Here is a 19,328-nt window from a genome sequence, read left to right on the forward strand (position 1 = left end):
GCGAAAGCAATCCATGAAAATTATTTCCGACATCGAAGAATTGCGCGACCAGCTCAGCGGACAGCTGCGCACGGCGTTCGTTCCCACCATGGGCAACCTGCACGAAGGCCATCTGTCGCTGATGCGCCTGGCGCGCAAGCATGGCGACCCCGTCGTCGCCTCGATCTTCGTCAACCGCCTGCAATTCGGCCCGAACGAGGATTTCGAAAAGTATCCGCGCACCATGGAAGCCGACATCGCCAAGCTGGAAAAGGAAGGCGTGTACGTGCTGTTTGCCCCGACGGAAAAGGAACTGTATCCGGAACCGCAGGAATACCGCGTGCGCCCGCCCGATGACCTGGGCAATACCCTGGAAGGCGAATTCCGCCCCGGCTTCTTCGAAGGCGTGTGCACGGTCGTCACCAAGCTGTTCTCCTGCGTGGGTCCCAGAGTGGCCGTGTTCGGCAAGAAGGATTACCAGCAGCTGATGATTATCCGCAACATGGCGCGCCAGTTCGCCCTGCCGACGGAAATCATCGCCGCGGAAACCTACCGCGCCGACGATGGCCTGGCTTTGTCGTCGCGCAATATGTACCTGTCGGAAAGCGAACGCGCGGAAGCGCCGGAACTGTACAAGGGCCTCAATTTCGTCGCCGAGGAAGTGCGCAAGGGCAACCTGGCCGTGGGCGAACTGGAACAGGCGGCGATGCGGCTGCTGGATGGCCGCGGCTGGAAATCGGACTACATCGCCGTGCGCAAGCGCGCCAACCTGCAGGCGCCCAACGCCGCCGAACTGGCTGCCGGCGAACCGCTGGTAGTGCTGGCCGCCGCCAAGCTAGGGCAGACACGCCTGATCGACAACCTGGAAATCTGACCTCCGACAAAACCAGCTGCGCGTCGCGGGTCGCGCCTGCGCTGATCGCTGTCCGGGCGGCCCCGCGCAACGCGCGGCCGCGCGTCCCGGGTCAACGGGGGCGCCTCGCCGCCTCGCCGCCCGCCACGGTTTTGCCCGATGTTTCCAGATACCATCACGACGGGGCCATGCGGCCCCGTTTCCCTATTTGTCCATTCCTACCAGCCTGAGCTCGGCAAACATTGCCCTGCCCCGGCCACGTGCCGCCTGCAGCATGTCATAGCTGGCCGCATCGAGCACGATTTCCTCGCCTCCCCATAGCTTGCGCTGGTGCGCGGGCAGCTTCAGGCTGCGCAGCATGGCGCGCGCCTGGGCCGGGTCCGCTGCCAGCAGCCGGATGGCGTGCGCATGGCGCTGCGGCCCCACCAGGACAGGCAAGCCGCCTTGCGGGCTGCTCTGGCTCAGGCTGACATAATCATGGCCGCCCACGCGGTGCAGGTAGGCATGCCGGCCGTCGCCTTCCGCAGGCGCGGCAGCGGCAGGCTCCTGCGCCTCGGCAACAACAGGCGCGACGCCGGCCTGCTCGATGCTCACGCCGCAGGCGGCCAGCAAGGCCGTGCTCAAGGCGAAAAATAATACGGGTACTCGGCGCATGCTGCGCTCCTTCTTGTCGGGGTCGGGGACAAAGGGGAAATCGTGCAGCGATCATGGGCCAAATTATTTGACGTGTAAAGTTAACTTTGAGAAATGTTTCATTCCTTTGCGCAATGTCCTGTGCGCAGCCGGTGGAACGCCACTGCCCTCCTCTTCCTTGCACTGGCGCACGTGCGTGCCGGCTTGCTGTTCGCGCATGCGGCAAGCCGCGCTGCGCCGATGCGCATGGCACGGCGGTACCGGCCCGGGTAGCCGCCGCGACATGCATTGTTGATGCCATCTGCACACTCAAACCAGGAATGCCATCTTTATCCAATCGCCGATAAAGGTCACAATGCGTGCATTGGCCTGGCATTGCCGGCCTCACTTCACGACAGGAGTCGCACATGAATACAGCATCGAACCCCGCCAGGGTCGCCATCGTCACGGGTGCCTCGCGCGGCATCGGCGCCGCCATCGCCCGCCGCCTGGCGCGCGACGGCATGCAGGTCGTCGTCAATTACGCCAACGGCAACGTGGCAGCGGAGCAACTGGTGGCGGCCATCACCGCCGAGGGCGGGCGCGCCATCGCCGTGCAAGCCAATGTCGCCGATGGGGGCGACGTGCAAGCCCTGTTCGATGCGGCCGAAGCGGCCTTCGGCGGCGTCGACGTGCTGGTCAACAACGCCGGCATCATGCCGCCCGCGCTGCCCGCCCTGGCAGACACGGACGACGCCACCTTCGACAGCCTGTTCGCCATCAACGTCAAGGGCAGCTTCAACACCATGCGCCAGGCGGCGACGCGCCTGCGCCACGGCGGCAGCGTGGTCAACTTCTCGACCAGCGTGATCGGCCTGGCGCTGCCCGGCTACGCCGTCTACGGCGCCACCAAGGCGGCCATCGAAACGATGACGAATATCTTCGCCAAGGAATTACGCGGCAAGCACATCACTGTCAACGCCATCGCTCCCGGCCCCACGGCGACAGCCCTGTTCCTGAACGGCAAGACGGAAGACACCATCGAACGCATGAGCAAGATGGCCCCGCTGGAGCGCCTGGGCACGCCGGACGACATCGCTGCGGCCGTGGCCTTCCTGGCAGGCCCCGATGGCCGCTGGATCAATGGCCAGACCCTGCGCGCGAACGGCGGCCTGGTATAGCACCGGCCAAAACCTACTGCGCGTCGCGCTTTGCGGCCTGCGATGCTCGCCGTACCAGAGTACGGTTGCGCTTCTCAGCCACAAATCACTGCCGCTCGCTACGGTTTTGTCCGGTGCATAAGCTTCGACGATTTGCTTTCCGTCCACGCCGCAGGCTGGAGCCGAAGCAAGGGACAAAAAAAACGCTGCCGGTTTGCACGGGCAGCGTTTTTTTTGATCGGTATCAAGCCGTGATCAGGCGCCGGCTTTTTCCAGCTTCTCGAAAATCTTGTTCAGCTTTTCATCGAGGGTCGCGGCCGTGAACGGCTTGACCACATAACCGCTGGCGCCAGCTTGCGCGGCGGCGATGATGTTTTCCTTTTTCGCTTCGGCCGTCACCATCAGCACGGGCAGCTTGGCCAGTGCCGGATCGGCGCGGATATGCTGCAGCATCGTCAGGCCATCCATATTCGGCATGTTCCAGTCCGACACGACGAAATCATACGATTCCGCGCGCAGCTTGGCCAGGCCCATGACGCCGTCTTCCGCCTCGTCGACGTTGGCATAACCCAGTTCCTTCAACAGATTCCGGACAATGCGGCGCATCGTCGAAAAATCGTCAACGACTAAAAATTTCATCTTTGGATCAGCCATGAATAACTCCGTTGTTTCTGTAGCGGTTTGTTAATAATATCGACATGAATGCCGACATTATGGTCGACACTACGGCAGCAAGTTGTAGGATAGCATTTTCGTTGCTTTTAGGCGAACAAACTTGCCTCAGATCATATAAAACGTGGCTTACACGCGCAAAGCGCGCATGCCATGCGCAGCCAGGTGGCCCAGCACCATGCCAGGCAGCGCCGTCAGGGCGCCGACCTCATGCGCAGCACCGATGGCGATCGCCTCGCGCGGCATGCCGAACACCACGCAACTGGCTTCATCCTGCGCGAAATTATACGCTCCCGCCGCCTTCATCTCCAGCATGCCTTGCGCGCCATCCTTGCCCATGCCGGTGAGGATCACGCCGACGGCATTCTTGCCGGCCGATTGCGCGGCCGAGCGGAACAGCACGTCCACGGACGGACGGTGGCGGTTGACGGGTTCGCCCTGGTCGATCTTCGTCATGTAGTTGGCGCCGCTGCGCGTCAAGGTCAGGTGCGAATGGCCGGGCGCGATGTAGGCGTGGCCGGGCAGCACGCGTTCGCCGCCCGCCGCTTCCTGCACCGAGATCTTGCACAGCGAATCGAGACGGCGCGCGAACGAACGGGTAAACCCTTCGGGCATGTGCTGCGTGATCAGGATGCCGGGGCAGTCGGACGGCATCTGCATGAGGAATTCGCGGATCGCTTCCGTGCCGCCCGTCGAGGCGCCCACGATGATCAGCTTTTCGCTCGACGTCAGGGGGCTGCGCAGGGCCGGCAGCGGCGCGGCCGCCTTGTCGCTGGCCGAAGGCAGGGTGCGCGCGCGGATGCGCGCCTTGGACGCGGCGCGGATTTTATCGGCGATCATGTCCGTGTACTCGCGCATGCCGCTCTGGATCGAGATTTTCGGCTTGGTGACGAAATCGACGGCGCCCAGCTCCAGCGCGCGCATGGTGATTTCCGAACCGCGCTCCGTCAGCGACGACACCATCAGCACCGGCATCGGACGCAAGCGCATCAGCTTTTCCAGGAAGTCCAGGCCATCCATCTTCGGCATCTCGACATCCAGGGTCAGCACGTCGGGATTGGTCTGCTTGATCATCTCGCGCGCCACCAGCGGATCGGGCGCCGCGCCCACCACTTCCATGTCGGGCTGGCTGTTTACAATTTCCGTCATGACGCTGCGGATCAGCGCCGAATCATCCACGATCAAAACCTTGATCTTCATAATCATCCTTCCAGGCCTGGCGGCCCTTATTCTTCATCAAAAAAACAGCTGATAAAACCTTCGCGGGCGGCAGTGATGCGCAGCGCAGCAGCGCAACCGTGCCGGGGCGCGGCAAGCATCGCAGGCCGCGAGGCGCCACGCGCGGCAGGCTTGCTCCTGCGCTTAAAACAGCTCGATCTCGCCGCCCACGGGCGCCACCTTGAGGCGGCTGGCGTAATCGAGTTCGCGGCGCACCAGCGTGTCGTTATGCGTCTGCATCAGCTTTTTCACCAGCACCTTACCGCTGCGGGGGAAAAAGTACACCTTGCGCGGGTGGATATCGTTCAGGTCCTCGGCCACCACGCGCATCTTTTCCGCCTTCAGATAGTTGATGACGAAGGCCGCGTTGCGCTCGCCGACGTTGATCGCCGTGAAGCCGCGCAGCACGGCGCCGCCGCCGAAAACCTTCGCTTCCATGTTCTCGCGCCGCGCGCCCGCCTTCAGCAGGTCATTGATCAATATCTCCATGGCGTAGGTGCCATAGCGCATGGAGGCCGAGATCGGGCTGTTGGTGTCGCTGCCGCCGTCCGGCAGCATGAAATGGTTCATGCCGCCCAGGCCCGTCACGCGGTCGCGTATGCAGGCAGATACGCAGGAACCGAGCACGGTGACGATCAGCATATCCTTGTTGGTGAAGTAGTATTCACCAGGCAGTATCTTGGCGGCGTCACAATTGAACGTCCTGTCGTAATAGACGTTAGTGGCGAATTGCTCTTTGGGTTCCAGGCTCATATTTCACTCTCATGTACGATGCGACGATGCCTTGGGTGCGCTGCCCCGCGGCTGATCGAGCTCATAGACTGTTTTACCGCGCAGCTTCAATGAATCCGACACGTACAGAAAATTCTCCGAATGCCCCGCGAACAGCAGGGCATCGGGCTTCATCAACGGCACAAAGCGCGACAGGATCTTGCGCTGCGTCGCCTTGTCAAAATAAATCATCACGTTACGGCAGAAAATGACGTCGAACTGCCCCGTCAATGGCCAGCCGTCGGCCAGCAGGTTGAGCGGCTTGAAGGTGATCATCTGGCGCAGTTCCGGGCGCACCCTGACCTGCCCCTCGCGGTCGCCCTTGCCACGCAAGAAAAAGCGCCGCGCGCGGTCGGCCGGCATCTTGTCGAGCCGGTCCAGGTTGTAGACACCATTGGCGGCCGTGGCCAGCACGTTCGTATCGATATCGGTGGCGATGATGGTGACCGGCGGCGTGAGCGTGTTGAATGCCTCGCACACCGTCATGGCGATCGAATACGGCTCCTCGCCAGTGGAACTGGCCGAACACCAGATGGTGATCGGCCCGCTCAGTTTCTTCACGTGCTCGGCCAGCAGGGGAAAGTGATGCGCCTCGCGGAAGAACGACGTCAGGTTGGTCGTCAGCGCATTCGTGAACGCTTCCCATTCGTCGCCCATGCGCCCCGCTTCCAGGTCGTCCAGGTAGCGGACGAACGAGGAAATGCCGGTCGCGCGCAGCCGCCGTGCCAGGCGGCTGTAGACCATCTCCTGCTTGCTGTCGGCCAGCGCGATGCCGGCCCGCTTGTAAATCATGGCGCGGACCCGTTCGAAGTCCTTGCCGGTGAAGTCAAACTCCTTGACCGAATCCGTTTTAGTTTGCGGCATTTGTTTTTACCTCTCTATGACTACTCTGAACAATGCCTTTGCAATGCTACCTAGCGGGACCGGGCTGGCGTCAGAACTCTTCCCAATCGTCGCCGCCGGCTGCCGCCAGCTTTTTCGCCGGCGCCGGCGTCGCGGCCTGCGCCGCCTTCGCCTGCCGGGCCATGCCCGCCGCCACCTTCAGTGCCGGGCGCGCGGGCAAGGGCGCCCGCACGGATGCAGGTGCTGCAGCGGCCGGCGCCACCGCTTCGCTGCCCAGCTTGAAGATGCTGACGGCATCCGCCAGCTTCTGCGCCTGGTCCTGCATGCTCTCGGCGGCGGCCGCCGCTTCCTCGACCAGCGCCGCGTTCTGCTGCGTCATCTGGTCCATCTGCGCGATGGCCTGGTTGACCTCCTCGATGCCATGGCTCTGCTCCTGCGTCGCCGCCGTGATCTCGCCCATGATGTCGGCCACCTGCCGGATCGACGTGACGATCAGGCCCATGGTCTGTCCTGCTTCGTCCACCAGGCGGCTGCCCGCGTCGACCTTGTCGACCGAATCGCCGATCAGGCCCTTGATTTCCTTGGCTGCGCCGGCCGAACGCTGCGCCAGGTTGCGCACTTCCGTCGCCACCACGGCAAAGCCGCGTCCCTGTTCCCCGGCGCGCGCCGCTTCCACGGCCGCATTCAGGGCCAGGATATTCGTCTGGAAGGCGATACCGTCGATGACACCGATAATATCGACGATCTTGCGCGAACTGTCCTTGATCGAACCCATGGTATCGACCACTTGCGCCACCACCTTGCCGCCCTGCTCCGCCACCGACGATGCCGACACGGCCAGCTGGTTGGCCTGGCGCGCATTGTCTGCATTCTGCTTCACCGTCGACGTCAGCTCTTCCATCGACGACGCCGTCTCTTCCAGCGAACTGGCCTGGTTTTCCGTGCGCGCCGACAGGTCCGCATTGCCGCTGGCGATTTCGCGCGACGCCACGGTAATGGTTTCCGTACCGTGACGCACATTGCTGACCGTCTGCACCAGGCTGTCGTTCATGTCCTTCAATGCCTGCTGCAGCGCGCTCGTTTCATCCTTGCCTTCGACTACCACGCGCGACGTCAGCTCGCCCGCCGCCACCTTCTGCGCCACGGCCAGCGCGCCCGACAAGGGCTGCGTGATCGAGCGCGTGATGAAGACGGCGCACCAGGCGCCGATCGCCACGGCCGCGCCGCCCAGGATGAACAATACCGTCATCAGGCGCGCATCGGCCGCCAGCGAACCGTCCATGAAGCTTTGCTGCGCCACGTGCTGCAACTCCAGCAGCTTGTTGATGTCGGCCAGCGTCTTCTTGTTCAGCGGGTCGATGCGCGTGGCGATCACCTTGGCCCCGCCTTCGCTGTTAAACGCCAGCACCTGCCCCATCGCTTCCTTGAAGGCCGCATCGACTTCGAGGTCTATCCTGGCGATATTGGCCAGCAGCGCCTTCTCGCTATCGGACAGGCCCAGGGTCGCCAGCTTGGCGCGCGCGCCGTCATACAGCTTGCGCTGCTCGCGTACCTTGTTTTCTTCCGCCTGCATCAGGCCCACGTCGCCCTGCAAGCCGATATTGCGCATGGCGATGCCCGTTTCCAGCATCGCGCTCTTCATCAGCGACGCCTGCGTGTTTTTCTCGCCTGCCAGCGCCAGGCCGTCCAGCAATTCCGCCTTGTTGCGGTAATTCAGGGCGTTGGCCGAGACGACGACCACCACCAGGATGGCCAGGATGCTGCCAAAACCGATTCCCAACCGCGTGCCTATCTTAAAATCGCGCAAACTCATTACAGTCTCCCATATATATGTGTGAACGGCGCCCGCTCAACCGTGCGGTGCCGTGTTGTGGCCGGGTCTCTGACGGACCTTGCAGCCTGCCGGCGCGCCTCTGCCCGCGCCGGTACATGCATATCTGTAGTGATTCTTTGCGTGGCAAAACGGCGGCGCACCCGGCGCCGCCCGCCGGCGTTACGCTGCCAGCTTGTCGATCAGGCCCATCTCGCTGCTCGACATCAGCTTGTCGATATCGACCAGGATCAGCATGCGCTCGTCGATGGTGCCCAGGCCGATCATGTAGTCGGTCGAGAAGGCGGTGCCCATTTCCGGCGCCGGCTTGACCTGCTCGGGGCTCAGGGTGGTCACGTCGGACACGCTGTCGACCACCATGCCGACGATGCGTCCGCCGATGTTCAGGATGATGACTACCGTGAACTGATCGTACACGGGCGTGCCCAGGTTGAACTTGATGCGCATGTCGACCACGGGAATGATGATGCCGCGCAGGTTGATGACGCCCTTGATGAATTCAGGCGCGTTGGCGATGCGGGTGACCGCTTCGTAGCCGCGGATTTCCTGGACCTTCAGGATATCGATGCCGTACTCTTCGGAGCCCAGGGTAAAGGCCAGGAATTCACGGCCGGCGATGTCCTTGCCGTCGCCCGGTTTGCTACCGGATAGTGCTTGAGTATCTGACATGGTGGGTTTTCCTATCTTTATCTATCGGTGTTACGAAAAAATGGACTCGTCAGCCAGCTGGCGAGAGGAGCGGATCAGGGCGGCGACGTCGAGAATCAGCGATACGCCGCCGTCGCCAAGGATGGTGGCACCGGAAATGCCCACCACCTTGCGGTAATTCGATTCGAGGTTCTTCACCACGACTTGCTGCTGGCCCACCAGGTCGTCGACAAACAGGGCCGCCTTGCGCCCTTCCGTCTCGAGGATCACGCAGATCCCTTCCGAGGGGCTGGTGAAGCGCGGCGCGATGTCGAACATCTGGTACAGCGGGATCAATGGCAGGTATTCGCCGCGCACCTTCACCACCTGGCCCTTGCCGCTGATGTCCTTGATGTCTTCAACGGCCGGCTGCAGCGATTCGATGACAAAGCCCAGCGGCAAAATATACACTTCGTCGCCCACGCGGATCGACATGCCGTCCAGGATGGCCAGGGTCAGCGGCAGCGAGATGGAAATCGTCGTGCCGAAGCCCTTCGCCGAGCGGATGTCGACGACGCCGCCCATGGCGCTGATATTGCGCTTGACGACATCCATGCCCACGCCGCGGCCCGACACGTCGGTGACCGCTTCGGCGGTGGAAAAGCCGGGCGCGAAGATCAGCTGCCACACCTCGGCATCGCTCATCGTCTCGGACACGTCCATGCCCTGCTGCATGGCCTTGGCCAGGATGCGCTCGCGGTTCAGGCCAGCGCCGTCATCGGACACTTCGATGATGATGTTGCCGCCCTGGTGGCTGGCCGACAGGAACAAACGGCCCGCTTCCGTCTTGCCGGCGGCCACGCGGGCGGCCGGCATTTCCACGCCATGGTCGATGCTGTTGCGCACCAGGTGCGTCAGCGGATCGACGATGCGCTCGATGAGGCCCTTGTCCAGTTCCGTGGCGGCGCCGTTGGTGATGAAATCGACCTTCTTGCCCAGTTTCGTCGCCAGGTCGCGCACCATGCGCGGGAAGCGCGAGAAGACGAAATCCATCGGCATCATGCGGATCGACATCACCGCTTCCTGCAAGTCGCGCGTGTTGCGCGTCAGATGGCTGACGCTGTCGAGCAGTTTTTCATGCAGCATGGGGTCGAGCGCGCCGGCGCGCTGCTCGATCATCGCCTGCGTGATCACCAGTTCGCCCACCAGGTTGATCAGCTGGTCGACCTTCTCGATCGAGACGCGGATCGACGAGGATTCGGCAGCGGCCTTGTCGCCCTCCTTCTTGGCCGGCTTCCTGTCCTGCTCGGCTTCGGCGGCAACCGTCACGGGTGCGGCGGCAGTCGCGGAAACGGCGGGACTGGCCTTGGCCGCATCGGCGCGGATCTGTTCGAGCGGCTGGAAGAAACCGTAGCCCCGTTCGGCATCGCTCTGCACGCCGGCGGCGGCGCGGATTTCATCCAGTGGCTGGAAGAAGCCGTAGCCGGGATCGGCCGGCGCCTGCGCGACGGCGGGTGCGCCCGGCAAGGGATCGAAGAAACCGTAGCCCTGGGCCTTTTCCTGTGCCGCGCGCGCCGCCTGCGCCGCATCGGCCTCGCCTGGCGCCAGCGGCGGCGCCTGCGTGATCACCATGTCGTCCGGATTGAGCACGAACGAGCAGATGGCCAGGATATCGTCCAGGCTTTCGTGCGTGGTCACTTCCAGTACCTTGCGCGCGTCGGGCAGGCTTGACACCGCCACGTCGCCCAGCAAGCCCAGTTCGGCCGCCAGCGCATCGACTTCGCGCTCTTCCATCTTCGGCAGCTCCAGGCGGTAGCGCTGGCCGCCGGCATGGCTGACGACTTCCTTTTCCGCTGTGTGGAAGGCCGGCGCGACGGGCGTAAGGGCCGCCACGGGCACGTCCTGCGAAAACGACTGCAGCATCATGCGCACGTCGGCCACGGCATCCTGGTCGACGGGGCTGCCCAGGCGATGGCCGTCGAGCTGCATCTTGAGAATGTCCTTGGCCGCCAAAAAGGCGTCGACGTGTTCCGCCGTCAGGGCCATCTGGCCCTGACGGATGCGGTCGAGCAGCGACTCGAGGATATGCGTCACCTCGCTCATGTCGGACAGGCCGAACGTCGATGCGCCGCCCTTGATCGAGTGGGCGGTGCGGAAAATGGCATTCAGGTCTTCGGCGTCGGGCGCCGCAATGTCGACGGCCAGCAGCAGCCGTTCTTTTTCAGCCAGCAGTTCTTCGGCCTCATCGAAAAAGACCTGAAAAAACTGGCTAATATCGATGGTCATAGGGTGACTCCGTCAATTGCATCGTTGCGCTGCGCGGCTGGCATCAGCCAATCACCTTCTTGACCACCTCGATCAGGCGCTGCGGATCGAACGGTTTCACCAGCCAGCCATTGGCGCCGGCGGCACGTCCCTTCGACTTCATTTCGTCCGACGACTCCGTCGTCAGCATCAGGATGGGCACCTTCTGGTAGGTCGGCAGCTCGCGCAGCAGCTTGATCAGCTCCAGGCCGTCCATGCGCGGCATGTTCTGGTCCGTCAGGACCAGGTCCACGGTTTGCAGCTTGGCTTTTTCCAGTCCATCCTGGCCGTCCACGGCTTCCACCACCTGGTAACCGGCGGCTTTCAGGCTGAACGCCACCATCTGGCGCAATGAGCTGGAATCGTCCACTGCAAGTATCGTTTTAGCCATCTTTACTCCCACTCTTTTCCGGGCATCTTGCCCGTGTGTGATTAATCCATGCAACCGCAAGCGTCCCGCATATCCATGCTAGAACAGCTCGATGTCGCCACTTTCCAAATGCTGCTGGCTGACCGCCTTGCGCAGCACGCTGCGCAACTCCAGGCTTTGTATCGCCAGCGCCATGCTGACCCGCCCCAGCAGGGCGACAATTTCTTCGTTGTCGCTCTCCGGCAACATTTCCGCGCCGTGCGAGCCCAGGGTCCCGAGGAACTCGCGCAAGCCCGTCACGCGCTTCAAGGTGCGTTCGATCAGCTGGCTGGTCATGTCCTGGAACTGCAGGCTGGTGATGGCCGCATTCACGTAGCCCCCCACCTCGTCCTGCAGCGCCAGCAGTCTTTCCCGCTGCTCTGCGGCCGGCACGCCGCCGTCGAGCAGCATGGCAATGGTGTCCTGCTGCGCCGCGACGGCCGCATGGATGGCCATGAAATTGAAGGACAGCTTCTCGATCGCCTCTTCCAGCAAGATGCCGGTCTGCACCAGGTCGGTTTCCACCTCCGTCAAGTGCTTGCGGCCATGGTCCGACACGCCGGACAGCAGGCGCTTTACATGCGAGCCAAGTATTTTCTTTCTTGTCATAAAGGTCTCATTGTTTCAATACACCACGCGTCGACGGTCCATGCGTGTTATTTTTTCGCCGCTGCCGGGCTGGGGACGGGGGCTGCCGCGGGCGGCGTACCGGCCACCAGCCCGGAGGCGACAGCGGCGGAAGCGGCATCGGTCACGGGCAACTCCATCGCCGAACCGTCGCGCAGGACGTTCTCTTCCGTGCGCTTGTTCATGACGATGATGCTGATGCGCCGGTTGATCGGATTGAACGGGTCCTGCTTGTCCAGGTGCGCCGCCGAACCCAGGCCCACCACGCGCAGGACCTTGTCTTCATTCATGCCGCCGATGACCAATTCGCGCCGCGACGCATTCGCGCGGTCGGCCGACAGTTCCCAGTTGCTGTAGCCGGCATCGCTCATGTAGGGCGTCGAATCCGTGTGGCCGGACAGGCCGATGCGATTCGGCACTTCATTGAGCACGGAACCGATGGCGTGCAGGATTTCCTTGGTATAGGGCTGCAGGTTCGCATTGGCCAGCGCAAACATCGGACGGTTCTGCTCGTCGACGATCTGGATGCGCAAGCCTTCGCTGGTAATGTCGAGCAACAGCTGGTTCTTGTATTTTTTCAGCAGGGGATTGGCGTCGATGGTCGCCTCGATGCGCGCCTTGAGCGCCTGCAGGCGCCGGCCTTCCTCGCGCTCGAGCGCGGCCTTGGCCGAATTGAGGTCGAAGGACTTGCGCTGCTGGTCTTCCTGCGCCTTGCGTACCTGGCCATCCTGGCGCGACAGGTCCTGGCCGCCGCCCTGGATGACGGAATTGCTCTCGCCGCTGCCGGAACCGCCCGCCATCGCCACCTTCAGCGGCGTCTTGAAGAATTCGGAAATGCCGTTCAAGTCGCCCTTCGACGTGGAGCCAAGCAGCCACATCAGCAGGAAGAAGGCCATCATGGCCGTGACAAAGTCGGCGTAGGCGATTTTCCACGCCCCGCCATGGTGCCCGCCAGCCGTCTTCTTGATACGCTTGACGATAATCGGGCGCATGCCTTCATCGGCCATGGCGTCCCCCTTCCGTGTGCTGCAAATGACTCATGGTGTCCAGGCGTATTTTCACTGCTTACTTCGTTTTCGATTTCTTGATGTGGTCTTCCAGCTCGTTGAACGTCGGGCGCTCGGTCGAGAACAGCACCTTGCGGCCGAACTCCACGGCCAGCGCCGGCGCATAGCCGTTCAGGCTGGCCAGCAGGGTCACTTTCACGCATTGGAACATCTTGCTCGACTCTTCCAGCTTCTGCTCGAGCAGGCTGGCCAGCGGCCCGACGAAACCGTAGGCCAGCAGGATGCCGAGGAAGGTGCCGACCAGCGCGTGCGCGATCAGCATGCCCAGTTCGGCCGGCGGGATGCCCACCGACTCCATCGTGTGCACCACGCCCATGACGGCGGCGACGATACCGAAGGCGGGCAAGCCGTCGCCCACCTTGGCGATCACGTGGGCCGGCACGGCGCCTTCGTGATGGTGCGTCTCGATCTCGTTGTCCATCAGGTTTTCGATCTGGAAGGCATCCATATTGCCCGACACCATCAGGCGCAGGTAATCGGTCATGAATTCGACGATATGGTGGTCGGCCAGCACGGCCGGATACTTGGAAAACAGCGGGCTTTCTTCCGGCTTGTCGATATCGCCTTCGATCGACATCAAGCCTTCCTTGCGCACCTTGCTGAGCACCTCGAACAGCAGGGACATCAGCTCCATGTACAGTTCCTTGGTGTAGCGCGAGCCCTTGAACAGGCTGGGCAAGGCGGCCAGGGTGGCCTTGATCGCCTTGTTATTGTTACCAACAAGGAAGGCGCCCAGGGCGGCACCGCCGATCATCAGCAGCTCGATCGGCTGGAACAGCGCCGCCAGATGGCCGCCCGCCAGCGCGAAACCGCCAAAAACCGAGGCGCAGACGACGATGTATCCGATTATGACTAACAAGTGCCCTGACTCCCAATTAGGACCGGGCTGACGCGCCCGGCATGCTCAAACCAGCTCCCTGCACCGCGGGCCGGGAACAGCGGCAAAAAGTAACTGAAGGTAGATTGAAATGGCCTGCCTTTCAACACAATTTCAACAAAATGCCGTGTGGAACTACAATAACGTGAGATTGTCCTCCGGGCAAGCAAATAACGCAGACAATTGCTTAAAAGCACCATATGTAGAGCAAGGGACCACGCCCTGTGGCGGCGATGGTCTTATCGGGTTCGCGCGCGGCAATCTTGAATTCGTAACTAAGAAGCATACTACCGGGCAACATTTCCGCTTCCGCCTTGATCCACAGGGCCGCCATCGCTGCCGGCGACAGGTAGGCAAACACCACATCGTACTGGCCAAAATCGAGCGCCTCGTAGTCGCCGCGCAGGAAACGGGCGGAGCTGCCCGCCAGCCGCGCGCGCAGGCGGCTGAGCAGCCACGGCAGCGGCGCCAGCTCGATGCCGCAAAACTGGCCATCCGGACGGCGCCGCGCCAGGTCCAGCACCAGCCCGCCCAGGCCGCTGCCGATATCGACCAGGCGCACGCCGGGCCGCTGCGCGATCAAGTCGGCCACGGCTTGCCATACCTTCGGCCCGGACGGATAAAACGGCACTTGCGTGCGGAACGTGGACCAGTACAGACTCAGCAGGAAAACAAAACCCAGCAGGAAGACGAGCGGCGGCAAGTCCAGCCGGCTGGCGCCCAGCAGGGCCGGCGCGAACAGCAGGCCGATGGCGCACCACCAGCGCGCCAGGCCCGCGCGCCACGTGATGGCGGCCGCCAGCACGCCCTGCACGCCGGCCACGGCCAGCAGGGACATGGCGATGCCGGCACGCGCCAGGCCATATACCAGCAGCAACATCAAGGGAAAGGCCAGCAGCTGGATCAGGATGGCCTTGAGCGCGGGGGCGCGCAGGATTTGTTGCAGCATGGGCAAGTTCAATGGAGAAAACGCCAGTGTAAGCGATGAGGGCAAGAAAAAGCCGGAGTGCGGTCTGGCGACCGGCTCCGGCTTGCACCGCGTACTATATCTGTCCGCTCAGGCGCTCACGCCCGGCGCGGCGGCGGCCGCTTCATCGCGCGCCTTCTTGGTCTTGCCGGCCCGCGAAGGCATGTGGCACAGGCCGCACACATAATCGGCATTGAGGTCGAGGCAGTTGACGACGAACTTGCCGCCGCACTTGCCGCATGGCGCCATGGCCAGCATCTTGCTGCTGAAAAAGCGCACGAGGGTCCAGGCCCGCGTCAGCGACAGCAGCGGCTCTTCACCCGCTTCGGGCGGCATCTGCTCCAGATACAGTTTGTATGCCTTCATCACGGCTTCGATGCCCGTGGCGCCGGCGTGCTCGACGAGGAATTTATGGATGTTGATGAACAGCGAGGAATGGATGTTCGGCTGCCAGGTGAGGAACCAGTCGGTGGAAAACGGCAGCATGCCCTTGGGCGGCGAGACGCCCTTCAGTTCCTTGTACAGGTTCAGCAGGCGCTCGCGGGACAGCGACACTTCCGTCTCCAGCAATTGCAGACGGGCACCCAGCTGTATCAATTCGATGGCCAGCTGGATTTCCTGCGCTTCCGATACGACACTTTTCTTGGCCATGCTGTGTACTCCACTACTGACTGATACTGACTGATACTGCCTGATAAGATTGCCAGCAAAATGCTCGGGGCAAGGTGCGTTGCCGAAGGCAGTACGAATGTACGGCGAGGCCATGCAACGCCGCCATGGGCGTTTTGACGGGAGCCTTAAGCGATTTCTTCGACGCCTTGACCAGCCATCAGGATGGCGGCGTGCGACTGGGCCAGCGAGCGGTCTTTATTGTAGTTCGTCAGCATGCCCAGGATGGCGCTGTCATCGAAACGGAAGCGGGCGAGCATCATGTTGCCGCCAGCCAGTTTCAGGATCTGCGCATTGCTCATGCCTTCGATCAGTTCGGCGATTTCGGCGGCGATGCCCAAACGGAAGATGGCCGTAACTTTGTCCGCACGAATCATTTGCTGGGCCAGCATCAGGTAGCTCAGGTTAGCGTCGCGAATCTCAGCCATCATATCGTTAGCAGTCATTTCCATCTCCTCAATCCGTTGAATTCTGCTGGCAGTGTGTGTTGCCAGTGAGATACATTCTGCAGGAGCAACATCAAACGCAACAGAGGCGCAGCTCTGTATTTTTGGTCGGGGAATGACGGACGCGACCGTAGGTGTTTGTCTGACAAACACTGCTCGGTCATGGTCGCACGCCTGTAACGGCGCGGATTCTTGAGGTACGCAGGACGTCAGGTTTCGCTGACTTTTGACCCGCATTTAATATCACTTTTTTACAACAACTTGACCTGAATCAAGCCTATCTACCTATGTAACGGCGGCCTCAGCAGGAACTTTAGGGCTATTTTGAAAAATATTTCAAAAAACTTGAGCGCCCTGTCCGGCCGATTTCACCGTTCATGTAATCGTTGACGGCGGCGTTTGGAGGAACTTTAGGATTTTTTGAAAATATTTTTAAAAATCGTGATTTTTTTCGTTGACGCCCCGTGGACGGGCATTTTCAGCCGCCTTCCGCGCCGTAAATCTGGCGTTCGCGGCGGGATTTGTTACACTGCCGGCTCCTGCGTGATACTTCAAGCCTCAAGTAATATCATGCCATCCAGACAAGTCTCAACATGAAAGCCACCATGATTTCACTACATGATTGCAATGCGCGCGACCTGGACGACCCGCTGGCGCCCCTGCGCCAGCAGTTCGACCTGCCCGCCGGCGTGATTTACCTCGATGGCAACTCGCTGGGCGCCCGTCCCAGGGCAGCCCTGGCGCGCGCCCAGCAAGTCATCACGGCCGAATGGGGCACGGACCTGATCCGCAGCTGGAACACGGCCGGCTGGTTCGACTTGCCCAAGCGCCTGGGCGACCGCCTGGCGCCACTGCTGGGCGCCGGCACGGGCGAAGTGGTGATCACCGACACCACCTCCGTCAACCTGTTCAAGGCCCTGGCAGCCGCCCTGCAGATGCAGGCCACCGATCCTGCACGGGCAGCGCGGCGCCTCATCGTCAGCGAACGCAGCAACTTCCCCACCGACCTGTACATGGCGCAAGGCCTGGCCGCCTGGCTCGACCGTGGCTACCAGCTGCGCCTGGTCGACAGTCCCGAAGAACTGGCGCAAGCCATCGACGCCGATTGCGCCGTCGCCATGCTCACGCACGTGAATTACCGCACCGGCTACCAGCACGACATGGCCGCCATCAGCAGCCATTGCCACGCGCAGGGCGCGCTGGCGCTGTGGGACCTGGCCCATTCGGCCGGCTCCGTGCCGCTGGACCTGAATGGCGCCGGCGCCGACCTGGCCGTCGGCTGCACCTACAAATACCTGAATGGCGGCCCCGGCTCGCCCGCCTTCATCTGGGTGCCGGAAAAGCACCAGGCACGCTTCCGCCAGCCCTTGTCCGGCTGGTGGGGCCATGCGGCGCCCTTCGCCATGGAACCGGGCTTCGCCCCGGCCGACGGCATCGCCCGCGCCCTGTGCGGCACGCAGCCCATCGTCTCGCTGGCCCTGGTCGAATGCGGCCTGGAGATCTTCGCGCAAACGTCCATGGAAGCCATCCGCCGCAAGTCGCTGGCCCTGACGGACCTGTTCATCGCGCTGGTGGAACAGCGCTGCGCCAGCCATCCGCTGGGCCTCGTCACGCCGCGAGAACATGCGCGCCGCGGCAGCCAGGTCAGCTTCACGCATCCGCACGGCTATGCCGTAATGCAGGCACTGATCGCGCGCGGCGTCATCGGCGACTACCGCGAGCCGGCCATCATGCGCTTCGGCTTCACCCCCCTGTACACCAGCTTTGCCGACGTGTGGCATGCCGTCGAGATCCTGCGCGACATCCTCGACACGCAAGCCTACGACATCGCCGCCAAGCGCGATGCCGTCACCTGAACCATCCCATGAGCGACGACAAGACTATGAACAAGGAAAACAGCAGCGGCTGCCCCATGCATGCGGGCGCCCAGCAAGGCGCCGAGTGGCATGGCGCGCAGATGGATTTCAGCGAATCCATGAGCTACGGCAACTACCTAGCGCTGGACCGCATCCTCACGGCCCAGCATCCGCTGTCGCCGAACCACAACGAGATGCTCTTCATCGTGCAGCACCAGACGAGCGAATTGTGGATGAAGCTGATGCTGCACGAAATGCACGCCGTGCGCGCCAACCTGCAAAGCGGCGATCTGGCGCCCGCCTTCAAGATGCTGGCCCGCGTGGCGCGCATCATGGACCAGCTGGTGCACGCCTGGGACGTGCTGGCCACCATGACGCCGCCGGAATACACGGCCATCCGTCCCTACCTGGGCGCCTCGTCCGGCTTCCAGTCCTACCAGTACCGCGAAATCGAGTTCATCCTGGGGAACAAGAACGCGGCACTGCTCAACGTGCACACGACGGCGCCCGAGACCTACAGAGTGCTCGATGCCGCCCTGCGCACGCCATCCGTCTACGATGAATCCATCAAGCTGCTGGCACGCAGCGGCCTGCACATCGCTCCCGAGCGCCTGGACGCCGACTGGACCCTGCCCACGGCAGCCGATGCCTCCGTCAAGGCGGCCTGGCTGGAAGTCTACCGCGACCCGTCGAAGCATTGGGCCCTGTATGAACTGGCCGAAAAGCTGGTGGACCTGGAGACAGCCTTCCGCTTCTGGCGCTTCCGCCACGTGACGACGGTGGAACGCATTATCGGCTTCAAGACGGGCACGGGCGGCACGGCGGGCGTGAGCTACTTGCGCAAGATGCTCGACGTGGTATTGTTCCCTGAACTCTTCGCCCTGCGCACGGAGCTTTGATTTTACAAGGAGATTTGATGTCGCCTCTCGTCCTGACCCTGGCCGGCCTGTGGAATTCCGGGCCGCAGCACTGGCAAACCCGTTGGGAAGCGCGCCACCCGCAATGGTCGCGCGTGCCGCACGAGGAATGGCAGACGCCGGACAAGGATGCCTGGGTGGCGGAACTCGACCGCGCCATCGCCGCCTGCGCGCGTCCGCCCGTGCTGGCGGCGCACAGCCTGGCCTGCGCGCTGGTGGCCCACTGGGCGGCCAGCGGCTCGCCGCACAGGATCGCCGGCGCCTTCCTCGTCGCCCCCAGCGACGTGGAAGCGCCCTCCTACCCCGCCGGCACAACGGGCTTTGCGCCCATGCCGCTGCAAGCCCTGCCCTTCCCCAGCCTGGTGGTCGCCAGCGGCGATGATCCCTACGTCAGCTTCGCGCGGGCACGCGCGTTTGCCGCCGCCTGGGGCAGCGACTTCACCCTGATCGGCGACGCCGGCCATATCAACGGCGATGCCGGCTACGGCCCCTGGCCGGAGGGCGAGCAGCTGCTGCTGGACTTCTGCGCCGCGCACCAGCCCTGAGACGGCGGCGCACGCACGTGCGCACGATAGGAGCATATTTGCCCACAAGTAAGAACGCAGGCAGAATCGTGGCCTTTC

20 protein-coding genes are annotated in these 19,328 nt (G+C 62.8%); 5 read left to right on the forward strand and 15 right to left on the reverse strand.

From position 1 onward, the window contains the following. Positions 1-13 precede the first annotated feature (13 nt). Complete coding sequence (panC, locus tag EBS11_RS13430) at positions 14-853, forward strand: pantoate--beta-alanine ligase (RefSeq protein ID WP_290603446.1); 840 nt, start codon at positions 14-16, stop codon at positions 851-853. A gap of 183 nt (positions 854-1,036) precedes the next feature. Here panC and EBS11_RS13435 read toward each other — a convergent pair whose 3' ends face one another. Next, a complete protein-coding gene (locus EBS11_RS13435; RefSeq protein ID WP_290603447.1) occupies positions 1,037-1,486 on the reverse strand; it encodes a hypothetical protein in 450 nt (149 codons plus the stop codon). A gap of 386 nt (positions 1,487-1,872) precedes the next feature. On the opposite strand from EBS11_RS13435, the gene EBS11_RS13440 reads away from it, so the two are divergent. Further along, positions 1,873-2,625, forward strand: a complete 753-nt coding sequence (locus EBS11_RS13440) for an SDR family oxidoreductase (RefSeq protein WP_290603448.1) — start codon at positions 1,873-1,875, stop codon at positions 2,623-2,625. A gap of 234 nt (positions 2,626-2,859) precedes the next feature. Here the strand turns inward: EBS11_RS13440 and cheY are convergent, their stop codons facing one another. The 14 genes from cheY to flhD all read right to left on the reverse strand — a co-directional run bounded on the left by cheY (position 2,860) and on the right by flhD (position 15,932). Further along, a complete protein-coding gene (cheY, locus tag EBS11_RS13445; protein ID WP_010396677.1) occupies positions 2,860-3,258 on the reverse strand; it encodes a chemotaxis response regulator CheY in 399 nt (132 codons plus the stop codon). A 147-nt stretch (positions 3,259-3,405) separates the two neighbouring features. Next, on the reverse strand, positions 3,406-4,476 hold the full coding sequence (locus EBS11_RS13450) for a chemotaxis response regulator protein-glutamate methylesterase (RefSeq protein WP_290603449.1): 1,071 nt from the start codon (positions 4,474-4,476) through the stop codon (positions 3,406-3,408). Between the two features lie 162 nt (positions 4,477-4,638). Then, entirely contained in the window at positions 4,639-5,247 is a 609-nt protein-coding gene (gene cheD, locus EBS11_RS13455; RefSeq protein ID WP_071324465.1) for a chemoreceptor glutamine deamidase CheD, read from the reverse strand. 9 nt (positions 5,248-5,256) lie between these two features. After that, positions 5,257-6,129 carry a CheR family methyltransferase gene (locus EBS11_RS13460; protein ID WP_290603450.1) on the reverse strand — a complete coding sequence of 291 codons (873 nt, stop codon included), beginning with the start codon at positions 6,127-6,129 and terminating at the stop codon, positions 5,257-5,259. Positions 6,130-6,199: 70 nt separating this feature from the next. Continuing rightward, on the reverse strand, positions 6,200-7,921 hold the full coding sequence (locus tag EBS11_RS13465; protein WP_290603451.1) for a methyl-accepting chemotaxis protein: 1,722 nt from the start codon (positions 7,919-7,921) through the stop codon (positions 6,200-6,202). 180 nt (positions 7,922-8,101) lie between these two features. Further along, positions 8,102-8,608 (reverse strand): chemotaxis protein CheW, encoded by a 507-nt coding sequence (locus EBS11_RS13470; protein ID WP_092799771.1) that lies wholly within the window; start codon positions 8,606-8,608, stop codon positions 8,102-8,104. 30 nt (positions 8,609-8,638) lie between these two features. Continuing rightward, positions 8,639-10,852: a chemotaxis protein CheA gene (cheA, locus tag EBS11_RS13475; RefSeq protein ID WP_290603452.1), complete on the reverse strand. Its 2,214-nt coding sequence runs from the start codon at positions 10,850-10,852 to the stop codon at positions 8,639-8,641. A gap of 43 nt (positions 10,853-10,895) precedes the next feature. Further along, positions 10,896-11,261 (reverse strand): response regulator, encoded by a 366-nt coding sequence (locus EBS11_RS13480; protein WP_034758362.1) that lies wholly within the window; start codon positions 11,259-11,261, stop codon positions 10,896-10,898. A 78-nt stretch (positions 11,262-11,339) separates the two neighbouring features. After that, entirely contained in the window at positions 11,340-11,888 is a 549-nt protein-coding gene (locus EBS11_RS13485; RefSeq protein WP_290603453.1) for a chemotaxis protein, read from the reverse strand. Positions 11,889-11,935: 47 nt separating this feature from the next. After that, entirely contained in the window at positions 11,936-12,913 is a 978-nt protein-coding gene (gene motB, locus EBS11_RS13490; protein WP_290603454.1) for a flagellar motor protein MotB, read from the reverse strand. Positions 12,914-12,971: 58 nt separating this feature from the next. Continuing rightward, positions 12,972-13,832, reverse strand: coding sequence for a flagellar motor stator protein MotA (gene motA / locus EBS11_RS13495; protein ID WP_290603455.1), 861 nt, complete (start codon positions 13,830-13,832; stop codon positions 12,972-12,974). 205 nt (positions 13,833-14,037) lie between these two features. Continuing rightward, entirely contained in the window at positions 14,038-14,799 is a 762-nt protein-coding gene (locus EBS11_RS13500) for a class I SAM-dependent methyltransferase (RefSeq protein ID WP_290603456.1), read from the reverse strand. Positions 14,800-14,907: 108 nt separating this feature from the next. Beyond that, a complete protein-coding gene (gene flhC, locus EBS11_RS13505) occupies positions 14,908-15,468 on the reverse strand; it encodes a flagellar transcriptional regulator FlhC (protein WP_290603457.1) in 561 nt (186 codons plus the stop codon). A gap of 146 nt (positions 15,469-15,614) precedes the next feature. Further along, positions 15,615-15,932 carry a flagellar transcriptional regulator FlhD gene (flhD, locus tag EBS11_RS13510; RefSeq protein ID WP_034758381.1) on the reverse strand — a complete coding sequence of 106 codons (318 nt, stop codon included), beginning with the start codon at positions 15,930-15,932 and terminating at the stop codon, positions 15,615-15,617. Positions 15,933-16,537: 605 nt separating this feature from the next. On the opposite strand from flhD, the gene kynU reads away from it, so the two are divergent. From kynU to EBS11_RS13525, 3 genes are read left to right on the forward strand one after another with little or no spacing between them, the layout of a single operon-like run. Further along, positions 16,538-17,788, forward strand: coding sequence for a kynureninase (gene kynU / locus EBS11_RS13515; protein WP_290603458.1), 1,251 nt, complete (start codon positions 16,538-16,540; stop codon positions 17,786-17,788). A 26-nt stretch (positions 17,789-17,814) separates the two neighbouring features. Continuing rightward, complete coding sequence (kynA, locus tag EBS11_RS13520) at positions 17,815-18,687, forward strand: tryptophan 2,3-dioxygenase (protein WP_290603490.1); 873 nt, start codon at positions 17,815-17,817, stop codon at positions 18,685-18,687. A gap of 17 nt (positions 18,688-18,704) precedes the next feature. Continuing rightward, on the forward strand, positions 18,705-19,250 hold the full coding sequence (locus EBS11_RS13525) for an alpha/beta hydrolase (protein WP_290603459.1): 546 nt from the start codon (positions 18,705-18,707) through the stop codon (positions 19,248-19,250). Positions 19,251-19,328 lie beyond the last annotated feature (78 nt).

This window comes from Janthinobacterium sp. (genome assembly GCF_009923995.1).
GTDB lineage: Bacteria > Pseudomonadota > Gammaproteobacteria > Burkholderiales > Burkholderiaceae_D > Janthinobacterium.

What these genes read in the sequence shown, in the direction of transcription:
- EBS11_RS13500 (WP_290603456.1), bottom strand. Translation starts at nt 14,799, where the DNA reads ATGCTGCAACAAATCCTGCGCGCCCCCGCGCTCAAGGCCATCCTGATC.
- EBS11_RS13470 (WP_092799771.1), bottom strand. Translation starts at nt 8,608, where the DNA reads ATGTCAGATACTCAAGCACTATCCGGTAGCAAACCGGGCGACGGCAAG.
- EBS11_RS13480 (WP_034758362.1), bottom strand. Translation starts at nt 11,261, where the DNA reads ATGGCTAAAACGATACTTGCAGTGGACGATTCCAGCTCATTGCGCCAG.
- EBS11_RS13440 (WP_290603448.1), top strand. Translation starts at nt 1,873, where the DNA reads ATGAATACAGCATCGAACCCCGCCAGGGTCGCCATCGTCACGGGTGCC.
- motB (WP_290603454.1), bottom strand. Translation starts at nt 12,913, where the DNA reads ATGGCCGATGAAGGCATGCGCCCGATTATCGTCAAGCGTATCAAGAAG.
- cheD (WP_071324465.1), bottom strand. Translation starts at nt 5,247, where the DNA reads ATGAGCCTGGAACCCAAAGAGCAATTCGCCACTAACGTCTATTACGAC.
- EBS11_RS13460 (WP_290603450.1), bottom strand. Translation starts at nt 6,129, where the DNA reads ATGCCGCAAACTAAAACGGATTCGGTCAAGGAGTTTGACTTCACCGGC.
- cheY (WP_010396677.1), bottom strand. Translation starts at nt 3,258, where the DNA reads ATGGCTGATCCAAAGATGAAATTTTTAGTCGTTGACGATTTTTCGACG.
- panC (WP_290603446.1), top strand. Translation starts at nt 14, where the DNA reads ATGAAAATTATTTCCGACATCGAAGAATTGCGCGACCAGCTCAGCGGA.
- EBS11_RS13435 (WP_290603447.1), bottom strand. Translation starts at nt 1,486, where the DNA reads ATGCGCCGAGTACCCGTATTATTTTTCGCCTTGAGCACGGCCTTGCTG.
- EBS11_RS13450 (WP_290603449.1), bottom strand. Translation starts at nt 4,476, where the DNA reads ATGAAGATCAAGGTTTTGATCGTGGATGATTCGGCGCTGATCCGCAGC.
- cheA (WP_290603452.1), bottom strand. Translation starts at nt 10,852, where the DNA reads ATGACCATCGATATTAGCCAGTTTTTTCAGGTCTTTTTCGATGAGGCC.
- EBS11_RS13485 (WP_290603453.1), bottom strand. Translation starts at nt 11,888, where the DNA reads ATGACAAGAAAGAAAATACTTGGCTCGCATGTAAAGCGCCTGCTGTCC.
- kynA (WP_290603490.1), top strand. Translation starts at nt 17,815, where the DNA reads ATGAACAAGGAAAACAGCAGCGGCTGCCCCATGCATGCGGGCGCCCAG.
- flhD (WP_034758381.1), bottom strand. Translation starts at nt 15,932, where the DNA reads ATGACTGCTAACGATATGATGGCTGAGATTCGCGACGCTAACCTGAGC.
- flhC (WP_290603457.1), bottom strand. Translation starts at nt 15,468, where the DNA reads ATGGCCAAGAAAAGTGTCGTATCGGAAGCGCAGGAAATCCAGCTGGCC.
- kynU (WP_290603458.1), top strand. Translation starts at nt 16,538, where the DNA reads ATGATTTCACTACATGATTGCAATGCGCGCGACCTGGACGACCCGCTG.
- EBS11_RS13465 (WP_290603451.1), bottom strand. Translation starts at nt 7,921, where the DNA reads ATGAGTTTGCGCGATTTTAAGATAGGCACGCGGTTGGGAATCGGTTTT.
- EBS11_RS13525 (WP_290603459.1), top strand. Translation starts at nt 18,705, where the DNA reads ATGTCGCCTCTCGTCCTGACCCTGGCCGGCCTGTGGAATTCCGGGCCG.